Annotated in this window: 12 protein-coding genes; 3 read left to right on the plus strand and 9 right to left on the minus strand. The window is 64.3% G+C overall.

What is annotated here, in order from left to right:
* Both NX782_RS05205 and NX782_RS05210 read right to left on the minus strand, forming a co-directional pair.
* A complete protein-coding gene (locus tag NX782_RS05205) occupies window positions 1–2,661 on the minus strand; it encodes a TonB-dependent receptor (RefSeq protein WP_258844352.1) in 2,661 nt (886 codons plus the stop codon).
* Between the two features lie 231 nt (window positions 2,662–2,892).
* On the minus strand, window positions 2,893–3,846 hold the full coding sequence (locus NX782_RS05210; RefSeq protein WP_258844353.1) for a gamma-glutamyl-gamma-aminobutyrate hydrolase family protein: 954 nt from the start codon (window positions 3,844–3,846) through the stop codon (window positions 2,893–2,895).
* 240 nt (window positions 3,847–4,086) lie between these two features.
* On the opposite strand from NX782_RS05210, the gene NX782_RS05215 reads away from it, so the two are divergent.
* Both NX782_RS05215 and parC read left to right on the plus strand, forming a co-directional pair.
* Complete coding sequence (locus NX782_RS05215) at window positions 4,087–6,087, plus strand: DNA topoisomerase IV subunit B (protein WP_258844354.1); 2,001 nt, start codon at window positions 4,087–4,089, stop codon at window positions 6,085–6,087.
* Window positions 6,088–6,142: 55 nt separating this feature from the next.
* Entirely contained in the window at window positions 6,143–8,488 is a 2,346-nt protein-coding gene (gene parC, locus NX782_RS05220; protein WP_370661765.1) for a DNA topoisomerase IV subunit A, read from the plus strand.
* A 185-nt stretch (window positions 8,489–8,673) separates the two neighbouring features.
* Here parC and NX782_RS05225 read toward each other — a convergent pair whose 3' ends face one another.
* From NX782_RS05225 to NX782_RS05235, 3 genes are all read right to left on the minus strand, one after another.
* Entirely contained in the window at window positions 8,674–9,309 is a 636-nt protein-coding gene (locus NX782_RS05225) for a hypothetical protein (protein ID WP_258844355.1), read from the minus strand.
* A 155-nt stretch (window positions 9,310–9,464) separates the two neighbouring features.
* Window positions 9,465–10,055 carry a hypothetical protein gene (locus NX782_RS05230; RefSeq protein ID WP_258844356.1) on the minus strand — a complete coding sequence of 197 codons (591 nt, stop codon included), beginning with the start codon at window positions 10,053–10,055 and terminating at the stop codon, window positions 9,465–9,467.
* A 73-nt stretch (window positions 10,056–10,128) separates the two neighbouring features.
* Window positions 10,129–11,550: an IgA Peptidase M64 gene (locus NX782_RS05235; protein ID WP_258844357.1), complete on the minus strand. Its 1,422-nt coding sequence runs from the start codon at window positions 11,548–11,550 to the stop codon at window positions 10,129–10,131.
* A gap of 124 nt (window positions 11,551–11,674) precedes the next feature.
* Here NX782_RS05235 and NX782_RS05240 point away from each other — a divergent pair, with 124 nt between their 5' ends.
* Window positions 11,675–12,733: an alpha/beta fold hydrolase gene (locus tag NX782_RS05240; RefSeq protein WP_258844358.1), complete on the plus strand. Its 1,059-nt coding sequence runs from the start codon at window positions 11,675–11,677 to the stop codon at window positions 12,731–12,733.
* Between the two features lie 3 nt (window positions 12,734–12,736).
* Here the strand turns inward: NX782_RS05240 and NX782_RS05245 are convergent, their stop codons facing one another.
* The 4 genes from NX782_RS05245 to NX782_RS05260 all read right to left on the minus strand — a co-directional run bounded on the left by NX782_RS05245 (window position 12,737) and on the right by NX782_RS05260 (window position 15,957).
* On the minus strand, window positions 12,737–13,423 hold the full coding sequence (locus NX782_RS05245; RefSeq protein ID WP_258844359.1) for a hypothetical protein: 687 nt from the start codon (window positions 13,421–13,423) through the stop codon (window positions 12,737–12,739).
* Window positions 13,424–13,488: 65 nt separating this feature from the next.
* Window positions 13,489–14,742 (minus strand): cyanophycinase, encoded by a 1,254-nt coding sequence (locus NX782_RS05250; RefSeq protein ID WP_258844360.1) that lies wholly within the window; start codon window positions 14,740–14,742, stop codon window positions 13,489–13,491.
* 76 nt (window positions 14,743–14,818) lie between these two features.
* Window positions 14,819–15,259, minus strand: a complete 441-nt coding sequence (locus NX782_RS05255) for a GNAT family N-acetyltransferase (RefSeq protein ID WP_258844478.1) — start codon at window positions 15,257–15,259, stop codon at window positions 14,819–14,821.
* A gap of 98 nt (window positions 15,260–15,357) precedes the next feature.
* The gene (locus NX782_RS05260) at window positions 15,358–15,957 is read right to left on the minus strand and encodes a hypothetical protein (protein ID WP_258844361.1); all 600 of its coding nucleotides are present in this window, start codon (window positions 15,955–15,957) and stop codon (window positions 15,358–15,360) included.
* Between the last annotated feature and the right edge of the window lie 2 nt (window positions 15,958–15,959).

Below are 15,959 nucleotides of genomic sequence, written 5' to 3' on the forward strand. Positions count from 1 at the left end.
TCAGTACTTCATGCGCAGGTTGAGGTAGAACTGGCGGCCGTTCTCGCGGAAGGCCTTCGGCTGCTCTTCGTTGAAGGCGTAGGCCTTGCTGATCGGGTTGTTCAGGTTCAGGCCGTCGAGCGACACCGACAGGTTCTCGGTCAGCTTGTACTGGAGCGAAGCCGACAGGGTCTTGAACGGCGCGTTCTGCAGGGTCGGGCCGGCCTGGTTCATGCCGATGATGTAGTCCGAGCGGCCGTTGTAGGCGATCCTGGCGCTGAACCTGTCGTTCTCGTAGTACGCGCCCATGTTATAGGTGTGCTTGGACTGGCCGCGCATGCGCGCGCCCGAGGCATCCTTCGAGTCGGCGTAAGTGTAGTTGGCGTTGAAGCCGAAGCCGGCGCCGATCGGCTGTTCGTAGGCCAGTTCCAGGCCCTTCACGCGCGCCGAGGTGGCGGCCGGCGAGGTCACGGTGTAGATGTCGTCCTTGCCGGTGGTGGTGTTGAACAGCGATACCTGGGTCTCGCCGAAGGTCACGTAATCGTGCAGCTTCGAATAGAACACGCCGGCCGACAGCAGCGCGCGCGGCGCGAAATACCAGGACAGCGACAGGTCGATGTTGTCCGAGGTGGTCGGCTTCAGGTTCGGGTTGCCGCCGGTGGCGCGGTGGGTCAGGTTGTCGACGTTGCTGATCGCGCCGGCCAGGTCGCCGTAGTCCGGGCGCGCCATGGTGCGGTTGAGCGCCAGGCGGCCCAGCATGCCGCGCTCGAATTCGTAGCGCAGGTTCAGGCTCGGCAGCACGTTGGTGTAGCTGTGCTCGATCGTCGACTGGTAGTAGGTGCCATAGGCCGAGGTGGTGATCGCGCCCGGCACCGATGGGCAGGCTTGCAGCGCCGGGCAGACTGTGCTGCCGACCGGCACATTGACGCGCGGCTCTTCCTTGGTCCTGACCGCGCGCAGGCCGACGTTACCCGACAGCCGGTCCTGTTCGAACTCGGTCATGACGTAGGCGGCGGCGTTCTTCTCGGTCAGCTTGAACTCCGAGCGCAGCAGTTCGCGGCGCAGAGGATCGGCGTCGACGTTGGCGTCTTTCCATTGCTGCAGGGTGGCCGGATCGATGAACCAGCCATTGCGCGGGAAGTCGCCGCCGAGATTGCTGGCGAAGTCTGACGGGTAGATCGAGCCGTCCCAGACCGGCAGGGTGTCGGTCAGCAGCGAAGGGGCGATCTGCTTCAGTTCGCGCGTGTGGCTCGAATAGCGGGCGCCGAACTTGACGCGGTTGAATGGGCCGGCCGCGATGCGCCAGGTGAAGTCCAGCTGGCCGTTGGCTTCCTTGTCGAGGGTGTTGATGCTGCTGCCGCCGGCGCCGTTCAGGAACAGGTTCGGGTTGTTGTAGTCGGACGTGTCGAGCGAACCGTAGGAGACGTCGGCGGCGTGGCCCATGCCGTACAGGTTATAGGCCACCGAGCTGTTGTAGACGTTCACTTCCAGCGAATTCTGCTTCGGCGTCTTGCCTTCGCCCTTCGTGTAGCCGAACTGGGCCTTCATGTCGAGGTCGTCCGTCACGCGGTACTTGGCGTTCAGGTCGAGGAAGGCGCTGGTCGAGCGGGCGCCGTCGCGCACATAGCTTTCCACCGCCTCCGAGGGCGGGGTCGAGCCGTCGACGCGCGGGCCCTGGCTCGGCAGCACCAGGTGGGTGATGGTGCGGCCGCTCGGCGACAGGCTGTACTGGAAATCCTGCACCCCGTTGCCATTGCCGATCGCATCCGAGAAGTCGGCCATGTGGTTGCGGTTGTAGTTGGTCGCATTGAGCGCCGCAACCATGCCGGTCACGCCGAGGGTCAAATCGCGGTTCGGCTTGGCTTCCAGCGCCAGCATGCCGCCCTTGCGCTCGCGCACGCCGTCGAACAGGGACGAGCCGATCAGGCCGCTGTAGGCGACATTGGCCAGGTCAGGATGGTTCTTTGCCAGCGTGCTGGTCGGCGAGATCGTGCGCCAGTCGAGGTGTTCCTGGGAATCGCGGCGGATCGCGCGTTTTTCCATGAAGCCCTGGGCCATCACGCCCAGCGTGCCGGCCTCGTTCTTCCAGTTGACCAGGGCGCTGAACTGCGGCTTGGTCTTGCCCGGCAGGTCGGCGTACACGGCGCCCACCGCAGCCTCGATCGTCAAGGGCTTCTTGAAATCGAGCGGACGGCGCGAAATGATGTCCACGGTGCCGATCAGGCCGCCTTCGACGATGTCGGCCTGGGAGGATTTATAAACGATGACCTGGCTGACCAGTTCCGAGGGCAGCAGGGCGAAGCCGACGCTGCGGCCGCTGCCGGTCTGGTCGGCCACGTGCCAGTCGCCGCTGCTCACGGCGTGGCCGTTGAGCGTGGTCAGGGTCTGGCTCGGCGCCGTGCCGCGCAGGGAAACGCGCTCGGCTTCGTCGAACTGGCCGGCCGAGGTGGCGCCGATGTTGACGCCGGGCAGACGCTGCACGGCATCGGCGATGTTCTTGTCCGGCATCTTGCCGATGTCCTCGGCGGAGACGACCTCGATGCTGGCGCCGGCATTCTTTCGCGTGTCCAGCGATTTCTGCATGGAGGCGCGGATGCCGGTCACGGCCACCACCTGCATCTCCGGCTGCGCCGCCTCGGCGCCGGTCGTGGGCCCTTCCTGGGCTACTGCATTGCCAGTCATCCCCGAACCCAGGGACCAGATTACCGCCGAGATGGCAAGCGCCATCGGTTTTCTATTTACTTGAATCATCTCTATCCTCGTATCTATGGCTGACAATGCAACTGGTAGTGAACGGGTATGACTATTCAAATACCAGTTTATTACCAAAATAATACGGGAACGATGAATTAATACCTAGGCGCAATACCTCTAGGTTATATATTTACAAGACTGCCGGTTAAAGACAGGAGATTAGAGACGTGTTTCGCGCGCCGCCCGCAGGAACTCATCCAGCACCGGCGTGCAATCCAGCAGCTCGGTGCCCTTGGCCCGGTGGAACTCCGGATGCCACTGCAGCCCCATCACGAAGGGCGCGCGCTGGTAGCGGATCGCTTCGACGATGCCGTCCGGGTCCGACATCGCCTCGACGTGGATGTCGCGGCCCAGGTCCTTGACGGCCTGGTGGTGGATGGAATTCACGATCGGCCGCTTCTGGTCGGGGAACATCTTGCCCAGCGAGGAACCCTGCGGGAAGACGATGGCATGACGGTGCGCGTCGTAATCCTCGTGCACGTGCGGCTGGGAGCCCGGCAGGTTGGTGGCCACGTCCTGGTACAGGGTGCCGCCGAAAGCCACGTTCAGCAACTGGCAGCCGCGGCAGATGCCCAGCACCGGCTTGCCGGCGTCGATGAACTCGTGCAGCAGTTCCAGTTCGTAGACGTCGCGCGCGCGGTCGCCGCCCCACTCCGGCCGTGCCGGGGTTTCGGAATACGTCATCGGCGAGACGTCGGCGCCGCCCTGCAGCACCAGGCCGTCCAGGTGGCGCGCGTAATGGCGCAAGGTGATATTGCTAGGATGGAAATGCCCGCTCGTATTCACGGTCGGCACCATGAAGACCAGCACGTCGCGCGACATCACCCACTGGGCGATCGACTCTTCGAGGTATTGCAGGTTCTTGCTGAAAAGACCAGATGCGCCCGGTTCGGGATGGTAGATGCGGGCCGATACGCCGATGCGCAGCGTGCGCCGCATGAAGTCGCGGCCCAGGCGGTCGCTCAGGGCGCGCCAGCGCGAACGCAGCACGCGCCCGGCCAGTGCCAGCGGCGTGTCGCCATGCCGGAGATACTGCGACGAACCCCCGGTGGCGCGCCGGTCCGGCACACGCGGCGGCCCGCCGGTTTCACGATTATCATTGTCCTCTGCCATGAAATAACTATAGCCCTGCCATAGCCGCGCACGATTCGCGGTTACAGATTCTCGCGATTCAGGACTTGCCAACTCGGGCTTTACAGGCAAAAATACTGTATTTCCATACAGTGTCGTACCGGTTCCTCTTCCCAAAAACCGCGTAAGCACGGACACTGGCGCCTTTTGACGCCGCGTTCGGCGTCCCTATTGCTGCGCGACAAGATAGAATGCGCAGGCATTCGACACACATAATTCAGCATGGCCACCAAGAAAACTGCAACCGACTACAGCGAATCATCCATCCGGGTCCTGAAGGGACTGGAGCCCGTCAAGCAGCGTCCGGGCATGTATACCCGCACCGAGAACCCGCTGCACATCATTCAGGAAGTGATCGACAACGCCTCGGACGAGGCGCTGGGTGGTCACTGCAAGAACATCGCCGTGACGATGAACGGCGACGGCTCGATCACGGTCGAAGACGACGGCCGCGGCATCCCGGTCGGCATCCACCCCGAGGAAGGCGTCTCGACCGTCGAGATCGTCTTCACCCGCCTGCACGCGGGCGGCAAGTTCGACAAGGGCTCGGGCGGCGCCTACGCGTTCTCGGGCGGCCTGCACGGCGTCGGCGTGTCCGTCACCAATGCGCTGTCGAAGCGCCTCGAAATCACCGTCTGGCGCAAGGACGAGCAAGGCAACGGCGTGCACAACCTGGCTTTCGAAGCCGGCGACGTGGTCGAGCCCCTGACCTCCGCCCCGCCTGAGCGCGGCGGCAAGAAGAACGGCACCCGCGTCACCGCCTGGCCGGACGGCAAGTACTTCGACTCCCCGAACATCCCGATGGCCGAGCTGCAGCGCCTGCTGCGCTCGAAGGCCGTGCTGCTGCCGGGCGTGACCGTCACACTCACCAACGCCAAGACCGGCGATGTGCAGACCTGGCGCTACGACGAAGGCCTGCGCGGCTACCTGACCGAAGCGCTGGCCAACACCGTGGGCCAGGGCCAGACCGTGATCCCGCTGTTCGAAGGCGCGCAATACGCGGCCGCCGGCGACGAGGGCTTCGCGGAAGGCGAAGGCGCGGCCTGGGTCGTGGCCTGGACCGAGGAAGGCGCCGTGGTGCGCGAATCCTACGTCAACCTGATCCCGACCCCGAGCGGCGGTACCCACGAATCCGGCCTGCGCGACGGTCTGTTCGGCGCGGTGAAGAACTTCGTCGAGATGCACTCGCTGCTGCCGAAGGGCGTCAAGCTGCTGCCGGAAGACGTGTTCGCGCGCGTCTCGTTCGTGCTGTCGGCCAAGGTGCTGGACCCGCAATTCCAGGGCCAGACCAAGGAGCGCCTGAACTCGCGCGACGCCGTCAAACTGGTCTCGACCTTCACCAAGCCGCCGCTCGAACTGTGGCTGAACCAACACGTCGACTACGGCAAGAAGCTGGCCGAACTGGTCATCAAGCAGGCGCAATCCCGTCTGCGTTCGCTGCAGAAGGTCGAGAAGAAGAAATCCTCGGGCGTGGCCGTCCTGCCGGGTAAGCTCACCGATTGCGAATCGACCGACATCACCCGCAACGAACTGTTCCTGGTCGAGGGCGACTCGGCCGGCGGTTCGGCGAAGATGGGCCGCGACAAGGAATTCCAGGCCATCCTGCCGCTGCGCGGCAAGGTGCTGAACACCTGGGAAACCGACCGCGACCGCCTGTTCGCCAACAACGAGATCCACGACATCGCGGTGGCGATCGGCGTCGATCCGCACAGCGCGGACGACAACCCTGACCTGTCCGGCCTGCGCTACGGCAAGATCTGCATCCTGTCCGATGCGGACGTCGACGGCTCGCACATCCAGGTCCTGCTGCTGACCCTGTTCTTCAAGCACTTCCCTGCCCTGTTCCGCAATGGCCACGTGTGCATCGCGCGTCCGCCGCTGTATCGCGTCGACGTGCCGGCGCGCGGCAAGAAGCCGATCCAGAAGCTGTACGCGCTGGACGACGGCGAACTGCTGGCGATCGAGGACAAGCTGAAAAAGGAAGGCCTGAAGGAAGGCGTGTGGAGCATCTCCCGCTTCAAGGGCCTGGGCGAGATGAACGCCGAACAGCTGTGGGAAACCACGATGAACCCGGACACCCGCCGCCTGCTGCCGGTGTCCTTCGGCGACTACAACCTGGCCGAATCGTCGGCGCGCTTCAACATGCTGATGGGTAAAGGCGAAGCCGCCGCCCGCCGCGCATGGCTGGAAGAGCACGGCAACGAGACGGAAGCGGATATTTGATGCGCATGTAGGGTGGGCTCCCCGAGCCCACGAACCGAATACGAATAGATAGAACATGAGCCAAGCAAGCCTCTTCGAACAAATGAACCCGCCCGGTGGCGGCGACAACGGCGGCACCGGTGACGACGCCGAAACCCTCACCCTCTCCACCTTCGCCGAGCGCGCCTACCTGGACTACGCGGTCTCGGTCGTGAAAGGCCGCGCGCTGCCGGACGTGTCCGACGGCCAGAAGCCGGTGCAGCGCCGCATTCTGTACGCGATGCACGAACTGGGCCTGGGCCCGACCGCCAAGCCGCGCAAATCCGCGGCCGTGGTCGGCGACGTGCTCGGTAAACTCCACCCGCACGGCGACCAGTCCGTGTACGACGCCCTGGTGCGCATGGCCCAGGACTTCTCGCTGCGCTACCCGCTGATCGACGGCCAGGGCAACTTCGGCTCGCGCGACGGCGACGGCGCCGCCGCGATGCGTTATACCGAAGCCCGCCTGACGCCGATGGCGCGCGTGCTGATGGACGAAATCGACATGGGCACGGTCGACTTCCAGCCGAACTACGACGGCTCGGTCGAGGAACCGCGCACCCTGCCGGCGCGCCTGCCGATGGTGCTGCTGAACGGCGCCTCCGGCATCGCGGTCGGCCTGGCCACCGAGATCCCCTCGCACAACCTGCGTGAAGTGGCGCAGGCGGCGGTGGCGATGATCCGCAATCCGAAGATCACCCATGCCGAGCTGATGACCCTGATGCCGGGTCCGGACTACCCGGGCGGCGGCCAGATCATCACCCCGGCTTCGAACATCGCCGACATGTACGCCACCGGCCGCGGCTCGATGAAGGTGCGCGCGCGCTGGAAGATCGAAGAACTGGCGCGCGGCCAGTGGCAGGCGGTGGTCACCGAACTGCCGCCGGGCTGCTCGTCGCAGCGCGTGCTGGAAGAGATCGAAGAACTGACCAACCCGAAGGTCAAGGCCGGCAAGAAGACCCTGCTGCCCGAGCAGCTGGCGCTGAAGCAGACCATCCTCGGCGCGCTCGACGCGGTGCGCGACGAATCCGGCCGCGACGCCCCGGTGCGCCTGGTGTTCGAGCCGAAGTCGAAGAACCAGGACCAGGCCGAGTTCATGCTGATGCTGCTCGCCCATACCTCGCTCGAGACCTCGGCCCCGATCAACCTGGTGATGATCGGCGGCGATGGCCGTCCGCGCCAGAAGGGCCTGACCGAGATCCTGCAGGAGTGGATCGATTACCGCTTCGTGACGGTGCGCCGCCGTACCGAATTCAGGCTGGGCAAGGTCAACGACCGCATCCACATCCTGGAAGGCCGCGAGACCGTCCTGCTGAACATCGACGAAGTCATCGCCATCATCCGTAATTCGGACGAGCCGAAGGCCGCGCTGATCGAGCGTTTCCGCCTGTCGGACCGCCAGGCCGAAGACATCCTCGAGATCCGCCTGCGCCAGCTGGCGCGCCTGGAAGCGATCAAGATCCAGCAGGAGCTGGCCGAGCTGCGCAGCGAGAAGGAAAAGCTGGAAGACATCCTCGAGAATCCGTCGAGCATGAAGCGCCTGATCATCCGCGAGATCGAAGCGGATGCGAAGCAGTACGGCGACGACCGCCGCACCCTGATCGAAGAGGCGCAGAAGGCCGTGCTGGAGCAGAAGATCGTCGACGAGCCGGTCACCGTGATCGTCTCCGAAAAGGGCTGGGTGCGTGCGCGTACCGGCATCGGCCACGACAAGGCGCAATTCACCTTCAAGGCCGGCGATTCGCTCGGCTACGCCTTCGAATGCCGCACCGTCGATAACCTGCTGTGCATCGGCGACAACGGCAAGGCCTACTCCGTGCCGGTGGCCGCGCTGCCGGGTTCGCGCGGCGATGGTGTGCCGATCTCGACCCTGGTCGACCTGTCGGGCGGCGGCCGCATTCTCTACTACTTCGCGGGCAATGCCGAGACGCGCCTGCTGCTGTCGACCTCGACCGGCTTCGGCTTCATCGCCAAGGCCGGCGACATGGCGACCCGCCTGAAGGGCGGCAAGTCCTTCATCACGCTCGACGAAGGCGCCGTGCCGCTGGCCCCGCGCGTGGTAGCGGACAATGCCGGCGCCGTGGCCTGCCTGTCGGAGAAGGGCCGCGTGCTGGTGTTCGGCATCGACGAGATGAAGACGCTGACCAACGGCGGCCGCGGCGTGACGCTGATGGAGCTGGAGCCGAAGGAAACCCTGCTGGCTGCCCAGCCGATCAGCCCGAAGGGCGTGAACGTCAGCGGCACCTGGGCCGGCGACAAGCCGCGCACCGTGGAGCTGTTCGGCGTCGGCCTGGAACCGCACTACGGCAAGCGGGCGCGCAAGGGCAAGCCGCTGTCGGCCAAGCTGAAGGCGAAGGATCTGGCGATGCGCGACGCCACCTGAGGCGTCGTCCCCGCGAAGGCGGGGACCCATGCTGAGCTGCAGGATTCGCTACATTGAAGACTTCGGGCACTCAGTATGGATCCCCGCCTGCGCGGGGATGACGGTTTTTAGGCTAACAATACGAAAACGGACCCAAAAGGGTCCGTTTTCGTAGGGTGGGCACCCCGTGCCCACGCTCCCTCGGATTACTTGGCAGCGTCCTTGTGCGCCTCAGCCACAGCCTTGCCGGTCTTCTCGGCAGCCTTGTTCTGTGCCTTGGCTTTGTCGGCGTTGGCGTCCACGATCTTCTTCTGGGCCTTCTCATCGGCCTTGATCATGGTCTCGTGCGCATCGGCATGGGCTTCGGCGATTTTCTTCTCGGCCTTGGCCGATGCCTTGGCCTTGTCTTCCGGATCGGCCTTCATCACCTTCTCATTGGCGTCGGCGATCTTCTTGTCGGCCTTTTGCTGGGCCTTGGCCTTTTTCTCGTTGGCCTGCTGCGTAGCCTTCGAGATCTTCTCGTCCTGCTTGGCGATTTCCTTGGCTTCCTTCTGGTTGGCCTTGGCGATGTCCTTGTCGGCATCGGCGTTGCCGGTCGATGCGGCGGTGGTGCCACTCATTCCCGACGTACCGGTGCTGGTGCCCTGGGCCGACGAGGTGGTGCCGACCACGGTGGTGCCGGCGGCCGGGGTCACGCCGGTCTGGCTGCCTGCTGCCGGGGTCATGCCGGTGGCGGTGCTGGTGGTCGGGGCACCGGTCGAGGTGGTGCTCTGGGCTTGGGTCTGGGCGTACACCGAGGTGGCGAACAGGCCGGCGATCAGGGTGGCGAGCAGTTTGTTCATGGTAGTTCTCCTATTCCGTATATGGTGAGACGACGCTGTTGCGCCATAACTTTTTATTAATTTCGAGTGACCAGAATAGGCCCTCAGGCTGTATTGACTCTGTACGCCAGCGCACTTAGCCTGAGGATGACTTGTTAAAGTTGTGACAAATGTTTTCAGCGGTTTTCGGTGTCGCCGCCGGCGGCACGGTTGGCCGCCTTGCGATCCGATTTTTCCTTGGCCTTGGCGCGCTGCTCAATGCCGGCCTCGACCGAGCTCTCGGTCTTCAGGCGGGCACCGACCGGCTCCTTGACCTTGGTCGTGTTCGACTTGCGGACTTCCCGCTCGGCCTTGGTGCCGGCCTTGCCGCGACCGCCGGTGGCCTTCGCATCTGCCGCGGTGTTGTTCGGCGCCGTCGTGTTGGTTGCCTGGGCGTTGACGTTGTCCGCCTTCTGCGGATCGACGCCGACCACGGCGGTGCTCTTGCCGGTCACCTGGCCGGCGCTGTTCACGCCGGCGGCCTGCTGGCCGGTGGCACTGTGCGCGGTGCCGGTGGTGGCGCTGCCGTCGGTGTGCAGACCGGTGCCGGAGACGCCGGCCGCGGTCGAGTTATGACCCGACACCGCCTGGCCGATCGGCGCCGAATTGGCGCTGCTGCCGGCCTGTTCGCGCGGCTGGGGCTTGGCCTGGGTGGTGTGCTGCTGGGTCTGGGCCTGGGCGGAGACCGCCAAAAGGCCGCCGATGAGGGTGGCGAGGATCTTGTTCATGATGGTTCCTATTGCTTTGGTTAAGCAAGGAGCATAGGAGCCAGCGTTCCCGCCATCTGTTCGCCTACGCACACTACCTGGCTGGACGCGCGTACAAATCGATGATCTCGCCGATGCCGTCCTGGCACACCGGGCAGAACTGCTCGCTGCGGTCGAACATGATGCATTGCATGGCCGGGCGGTAATAGCCGCTGGCTTCGTAGTTCGCGCCCTCGAAAGCGCCGATCGCCGTGCGGTAAGCGGCCTTCGCGAACAACGCGTTCGATTGCGCCAGATCCTCCCTGAACAGCGCGCTCATCTCCGATTCCGGGCGGTTCGCCGCCCGCAGCGCCGCGCGCCGCTTCTGGTAATCGCGCGAATACGCTTCGTACTCGGCCTTCGGCCAGGGCGTCGGCAGCGGCGTGCCGGCATGCACGTGCTGCTTCCATTTCAGCCTGGCCGGGTCGCGCAGCGCGGTCACGTTCGGCTCCCACGGCTCCATGCGCGCAGCACTGGACTGGTAGGCCACCGGCGAGGTGTAGTACTCGTCGGCCAGGCCGGCAAAGTGGTGGCCGAACTCGTGCACGAACAGGTAGTTGGCCCAATCGTTGGACGCCGCCGCCGTGCTGAACTGGCCGAAGATGCCGCCGCCGCCATAAGTATCGTTGTTGACCAGGATCTCGATGAATTCGTAGGGCGCGTACTGGGCGATGTCGCGCAGCGCACGGTTGTCGAGGGTCAGCACATAGCGCTCGCTGCCGAAGATGTCGTAGCGCGTGCCCAGCGCCGAGGCATGGTGCACGCGGGTCGAGGGCCGCGTGATGCCCGATTCCTGGGTCGGCACCGCCATCGCCCAGACGTTGAAATCGTTCGCCCGCTCCTTGAACGGCGACACCTCGAACAGGTGCTTCGTCAGGCGGCGCGCATCGGCCTCGAACTTCGGCATGTCCTTCCGGGTATAGCCGTCGCCGAGGATCAGCAGGTCGACCTTCTGCGGCGAGGGTCCGCTCACCTTGATGGCGATCGGCTGCGCGGGGGCCGGCGGCAGGCTGCGCACGACTTCCTGCGCATTCGTATCGACCTCGACGCTCCAGGCCACCGAGAAGGCATTGCGCTCGTCGCGCTTGAGGATGCGCACGCGAACCGGACGGTCCGGCTTCGGAAAACGCACGGATTCGTGAAAGCCGCGGCTGAGCTTGTTCGCTTCCTCGGTCGTCTTCCATTCGCCGAACACGGTCGAGAAGTCGCGCGAGTACAGCAGGTCGCCGGTCTTCGCATCCGCCACTTCCAGGCGGTTATTGCCGCGGTTCGTGTTGTCGAAAGGCTGGGACAAATCGCCCGGCCAGGGCAGCGGCTCGATCAGCACGCGTTCGATCGCGTACTGTTCGGACAGGGCATTACCGCTGTGGGTGTAGTCGAGGCGGACGGTGGCGGGTTGCTGGAGATCGGCGGCGCCTGCCGCGCTGCAGGCGATGGTGAACAGTGCGGAAAGCAGGCGTTTCGAAGCGGGAGACATGTTCTTCCTTGCGGTTGAGAATCATTGCATTGTAATCCTGGCACCCCGCATCCTGTCATTTAGCGCAGGATGACCCGGAATGGATTTCAGGCAAAAATGGTTGCCATTGCTACCGGAGCCCACGATGCCACGCCTGCCCCTTGCAGCCCTCCTCGTTCTGTCCACTCACGTGCCGCTGCACGCGCAGGAACCGGTCTTCGGCCTGTTGCCCGACAAGACCTGTACCAGCGCCAACCAGGCCGTCGACGAAAAAGGCTACGTGCGCATCGGCGGCATCGAGCAATGGGTGCGCATCAAGGGCAGCAGCTGCGCCAACCCCGTGCTGGTGCTCGTCCATGGCGGGCCGGGCAATCCGACCACGCCCTGGGCCGACAATGTCTACAAGGCTTGGGAAAAGGATTTCACCATCGTCCAGTGGGACCAGCGCGGCGCCGGCATGACCTATGCGCGCAATCCGCCCGCCGAAGACACGCCGCTGGTGCTCGAGCAACTGCGCGACGATGGCCTCGAGGTGGCGCGCTATGCGGCGAAGCGCTTCGGCAAGCGCAAGGTGATTCTGATGGGCGGATCCTGGTCCTCGGTGCTGGGCGTGCACATGGCGAAAGCCAACCCGGCGATGTTCTGCGGCCTCGTCTCCAGCTCGCAAGCGGTGAACGAAGTGCTCTCCCAGCGCGGCAGCTACGAGGCCACGCTGGCGCTGGCGCGCGCCGCCGCGGACGCCGATTCGATCGCCAAGCTGGAGGGCATCGGCCCGCCACCCTGGACCGATCCGCGCAACCCCGGCATCATCCGCCGCGTGATGCGCAAGTACGAGACCCTGCGCACCGAGCCGGCGCCGAAAGCCTGGTGGGTGTTCTCGCCCGAGTATGCCACGGCAAAATACGAGGCCGACTACACGGCCGGCGAGGATTATTCCTGGCTGCAGTTCGTCGGTCTGAAAGGCGACGGCATCGCCTCGAAAATCGATCTGTACAAGCTGGGACCGAAGTTCGATCTGCCGGTCTACATGGTGCAGGGAGAAGAGGATCTGCTGACCATGCCGGCACCGAGCAAACGCTACTTCGACTTCATCCAGGCGCCGCACAAGGAATTCGTGCTGGTGCCGCGCACCGGGCACGATCCGAATCCGCCGATGGTCGAGGCGCAGTACCGGCTGTTGAAGAAGATCGGCGACTGCCGCTGAGCGTCAGCTGCCCGATTTGGCGACGTGCGCATCGTCGTTTTCGTCGATGACCTTTTTCAGCACCTTGTTCAGCGATTTCAGGTTGTCGTCGAGGTTGTCGTAGGCAGCCGCCATCCGCGATACCAGTCGATAAATATCCTGTGGATTCGCGGTGCCCATCTGCGCGTTGCTGAAAGTATCCATCAGACGCGGCATATCGAGCACTATCAGCGCGCCGTTGTAGGCAAAGTTGCTGGTGTCACGGATTGCACCGTAGGCGCCGGCATAATTTTCCAGCTTTTCGCGCGGTAGCCAGGTAACGGATTGGTTGGCGACAGCCGCTTCCCAGGCTTCCCGGTGCAGGGTCGGCGTGTCCAGGTCGAGTCGCATCATTTCCGCCCATTCCTGTCCGTAGCGCTTCATCAGCTCGGCATCGCTGGTCTTCGCGCGCAAGCCGGCCCCCAATTGATCACGTACCTGATGCAGTTGCTGGCGCTTTTTCTCGTTGTTCTCCAGCGCCTTGTCCACTTCCGCGACAGTGCTGCGCAGCTCGGCATTCATCTTTTGCGCAGCTTCGTGCGCCAGGTGCCGATGGTGCAAAGCTTCGAAGCCCTGCTCGAGCGCCAGCGCGGTCAGGATACTGATGACGATCATCAGGTACTCACCGCCGAATTCTTTGAAGGTCTTGGCTTTGGGGACTTCGAAATGCATGGCAAGGCAACCCGGAATAGATAATGAACACTAATCTATCTCAGGCTTTTCTTTTATGCAATTGTTTAAGGCTGCTTGTACTGGTACAGCGGGCGCCGGATCAGGATCGGCCGGATGTCGAGCCGCAGGTTGTAGATCGAATAGGCGTCGGTCGCGGCCGACGAATAGCCGACGCTGTCGGCCGCGCGGGTAAAGCGGAATTCGAAACCGAGGTCGGGCTGGACGCCGTTCGGGCTGCCGAGGGTGATGCCGATGGCTTCCGGCTGGTCGCTGTCGATCAGCTTGCTCATCAGGTCGACCACCGTGCTGTTGCCGAGGATGTCGGCGCTGAACAGGGGCTCGCGGTAGTAGGGCCGCGACGGATCGAGCTTGCCGTCGGCCTTGTCTTCGGAGGGCGTGAATTCGTGGGTCAGGATGTTGAAGCGGTCGCCATTGTCGAGGTAGCTGACGCGCACGTTGCTGACGTTGAAAGCGCCTTCGCGCGCGCTGGCGTTGGCCAGGTCGAGTACCAGCGCACCCTTGTAGCCGATCACTTCGACGTCGCGGTTGGGCAGCACCACCATGGCGGTGTCTTCGTCGATGCCCAGGCCCAGCTTGTAGCCCTTGGCCAGCATGGCCGGCAGCATGCGCGCGAAGCGGCCGCGCACCAGCAGGTGCTGGTCGACGAAAACGTCGTCGCCGATGAAGCCGAGCCCATCCGTGATTTCCTTGCCGTCCTCGACGCCCAGCTTGAGCGTGGCCAGCACCGTGCGCGGACGGCCGAACATGGTGCTGCTCATGATCGCGGCACCGGCGCTGGTGCCGGCGATCACGCCGCCGCGGCGGTACATGTCCCACAGGGCATCGAGCACGCGGGTATTGCTGCCGTCCTCGTGGCGCAGGGCGCTGGTGATGCGGCTCTGGTCGCCGCCGGCGAAGAAGGCGCCGTTGGCGGAACGCACCAGCTCGGCCAGTTTCGGGTCGTCGGCCGCGGCGTGATAATCGCTGCCGGCCAGCTTGACGGCCACCGGCACGAAGAAGGCCTTGGCGCCATAGCTGTTGAGGCGGTCGACCAGGAACTTGCCGGATTTTTCGGGATAGCCGGCAGCGGAAGCGAACACGGCGATGCGCGCATCCTTGCCGCCGGCCAGTTGCAGGATCCGCTCCCAGACCGGGGCATTGCCCGGCCGCAGATTGCCGCCGATGATGACCAGCGAGCCCTTGGCCGAGGGTGCGCCCGAGGCTGCCGCATTGGGCGCGGCGGATGCGGCAAACTGAACGCTGGCAAAGGCCAGCAGCGTCAGCCACTGAAGGATGACACGGCGTGCAATCCGGAACATGGGCTCCCTTCCCAATATTGACCGATGGAACAATCGTAAGCCTGATTGCAGAGGCACGGCGCCGTGTTGCGCCGAGTCAGGTCAGATAAATGTTCGGGGAGAAGCGCTCCATCACGCTGTCGGGGCGTTGCGGCGGCGTGAAACCGAAGCGCTCGTACAGGCTGTGCGAATCGTTCGTGTTGAGCGTGAAGCGGCGCAGACCCTGCAGGCTGGGGTGCTCCATGACGACGCGGATCAGCTGCTTGGCATAACCGCGCCCACGGTATTCGGGAATCACGAAGACGTCGCACAGGTGGGCAAAGGTGGCGTAGTCGGTGACCACGCGGGCAAAGGCAACCTGGCGGCCGTCGAGGAAGCCGCCGAAGCACAGCGAGTTTTCGATCGAACTCTCGACCACGCTGCGCGAGATGCCCACGGCCCAGGTCGAGTTTTCGCTGAGGAAGCGATAAATCAGCGGCACATCCAGGCGCGTGCGATCGGTACTTACCTGGAAACTTGAGTCGTTGGTAGTGTGCATCATGGGCAGCGTGGATCGGCAAATCTGATAAAAAAACCAATTCTAGCGCCGTTCTCGACGCCGGGGTCGATTCATCCAATCGTGCGCTGCCCTCCGCTTTAGTGACTGCGCAGGTAGCGCTCGGGCAATGTTAGATGCTCATCCTCCGCGCGCCACAGCACGTTCACGATCCACCAGCGTTTGCCGTCATGGTAGAGCTGGATGCTGTTGATGCCGCGCTGGAAAGGCTTGGCATCGCCGGCCGCATGGCGCGACGCATAGGTGCTGAACACGTGCACGATCTGGCCAAAGGTTTCGGTGGTGCGTGCTTCTTCCCTCTCGAAAAAGCCCATGGTGGCGAAAGCCTTGCTGTTGCGCGAAATATAGTCCTCGACGCTCATGCTGCGCAGCACGTAGCTGCCCTCGGGACGGGCACCGACTGCCATTAGCCGGCCTTCGGGCGCGAACAGCGAGCGCATGCGGTCCCAGTCGCGCGGCTGCCCCGCAGCACCGGAAATCACGTCGTACAGCGCGGCGACGATGCCGTCGACGCTCTCGACGTCGGCGGCACGCGCCTGGTCCTTCGATGCCGGTGCCGCCACGGCCGCTGCCGCGGTCGCCAATGCCGCCGGAACGACCGCCGTCATCTGCGCCTTGGCGCTATAAATGCCGCCGACAGCAATGGCGATTGCCACCGCCGCAAGTGTCCAACGTTTCATGC

The sequence above is a fragment of the Massilia norwichensis genome (assembly GCF_024753245.1).
Classification (GTDB): domain Bacteria; phylum Pseudomonadota; class Gammaproteobacteria; order Burkholderiales; family Burkholderiaceae_D; genus Telluria; species Telluria norwichensis.

Coding starts and splice junctions, on each gene's coding strand:
- NX782_RS05250 (WP_258844360.1), bottom strand. CDS start 14,742: ATGTTCCGGATTGCACGCCGTGTCATCCTTCAGTGGCTGACGCTGCTG.
- NX782_RS05215 (WP_258844354.1), top strand. CDS start 4,087: ATGGCCACCAAGAAAACTGCAACCGACTACAGCGAATCATCCATCCGG.
- NX782_RS05225 (WP_258844355.1), bottom strand. CDS start 9,309: ATGAACAAACTGCTCGCCACCCTGATCGCCGGCCTGTTCGCCACCTCG.
- NX782_RS05255 (WP_258844478.1), bottom strand. CDS start 15,259: ATGCACACTACCAACGACTCAAGTTTCCAGGTAAGTACCGATCGCACG.
- NX782_RS05260 (WP_258844361.1), bottom strand. CDS start 15,957: ATGAAACGTTGGACACTTGCGGCGGTGGCAATCGCCATTGCTGTCGGC.
- NX782_RS05230 (WP_258844356.1), bottom strand. CDS start 10,055: ATGAACAAGATCCTCGCCACCCTCATCGGCGGCCTTTTGGCGGTCTCC.
- parC (WP_370661765.1), top strand. CDS start 6,143: ATGAGCCAAGCAAGCCTCTTCGAACAAATGAACCCGCCCGGTGGCGGC.
- NX782_RS05240 (WP_258844358.1), top strand. CDS start 11,675: ATGCCACGCCTGCCCCTTGCAGCCCTCCTCGTTCTGTCCACTCACGTG.
- NX782_RS05210 (WP_258844353.1), bottom strand. CDS start 3,846: ATGGCAGAGGACAATGATAATCGTGAAACCGGCGGGCCGCCGCGTGTG.
- NX782_RS05245 (WP_258844359.1), bottom strand. CDS start 13,423: ATGCATTTCGAAGTCCCCAAAGCCAAGACCTTCAAAGAATTCGGCGGT.
- NX782_RS05235 (WP_258844357.1), bottom strand. CDS start 11,550: ATGTCTCCCGCTTCGAAACGCCTGCTTTCCGCACTGTTCACCATCGCC.
- NX782_RS05205 (WP_258844352.1), bottom strand. CDS start 2,661: ATGACTGGCAATGCAGTAGCCCAGGAAGGGCCCACGACCGGCGCCGAG.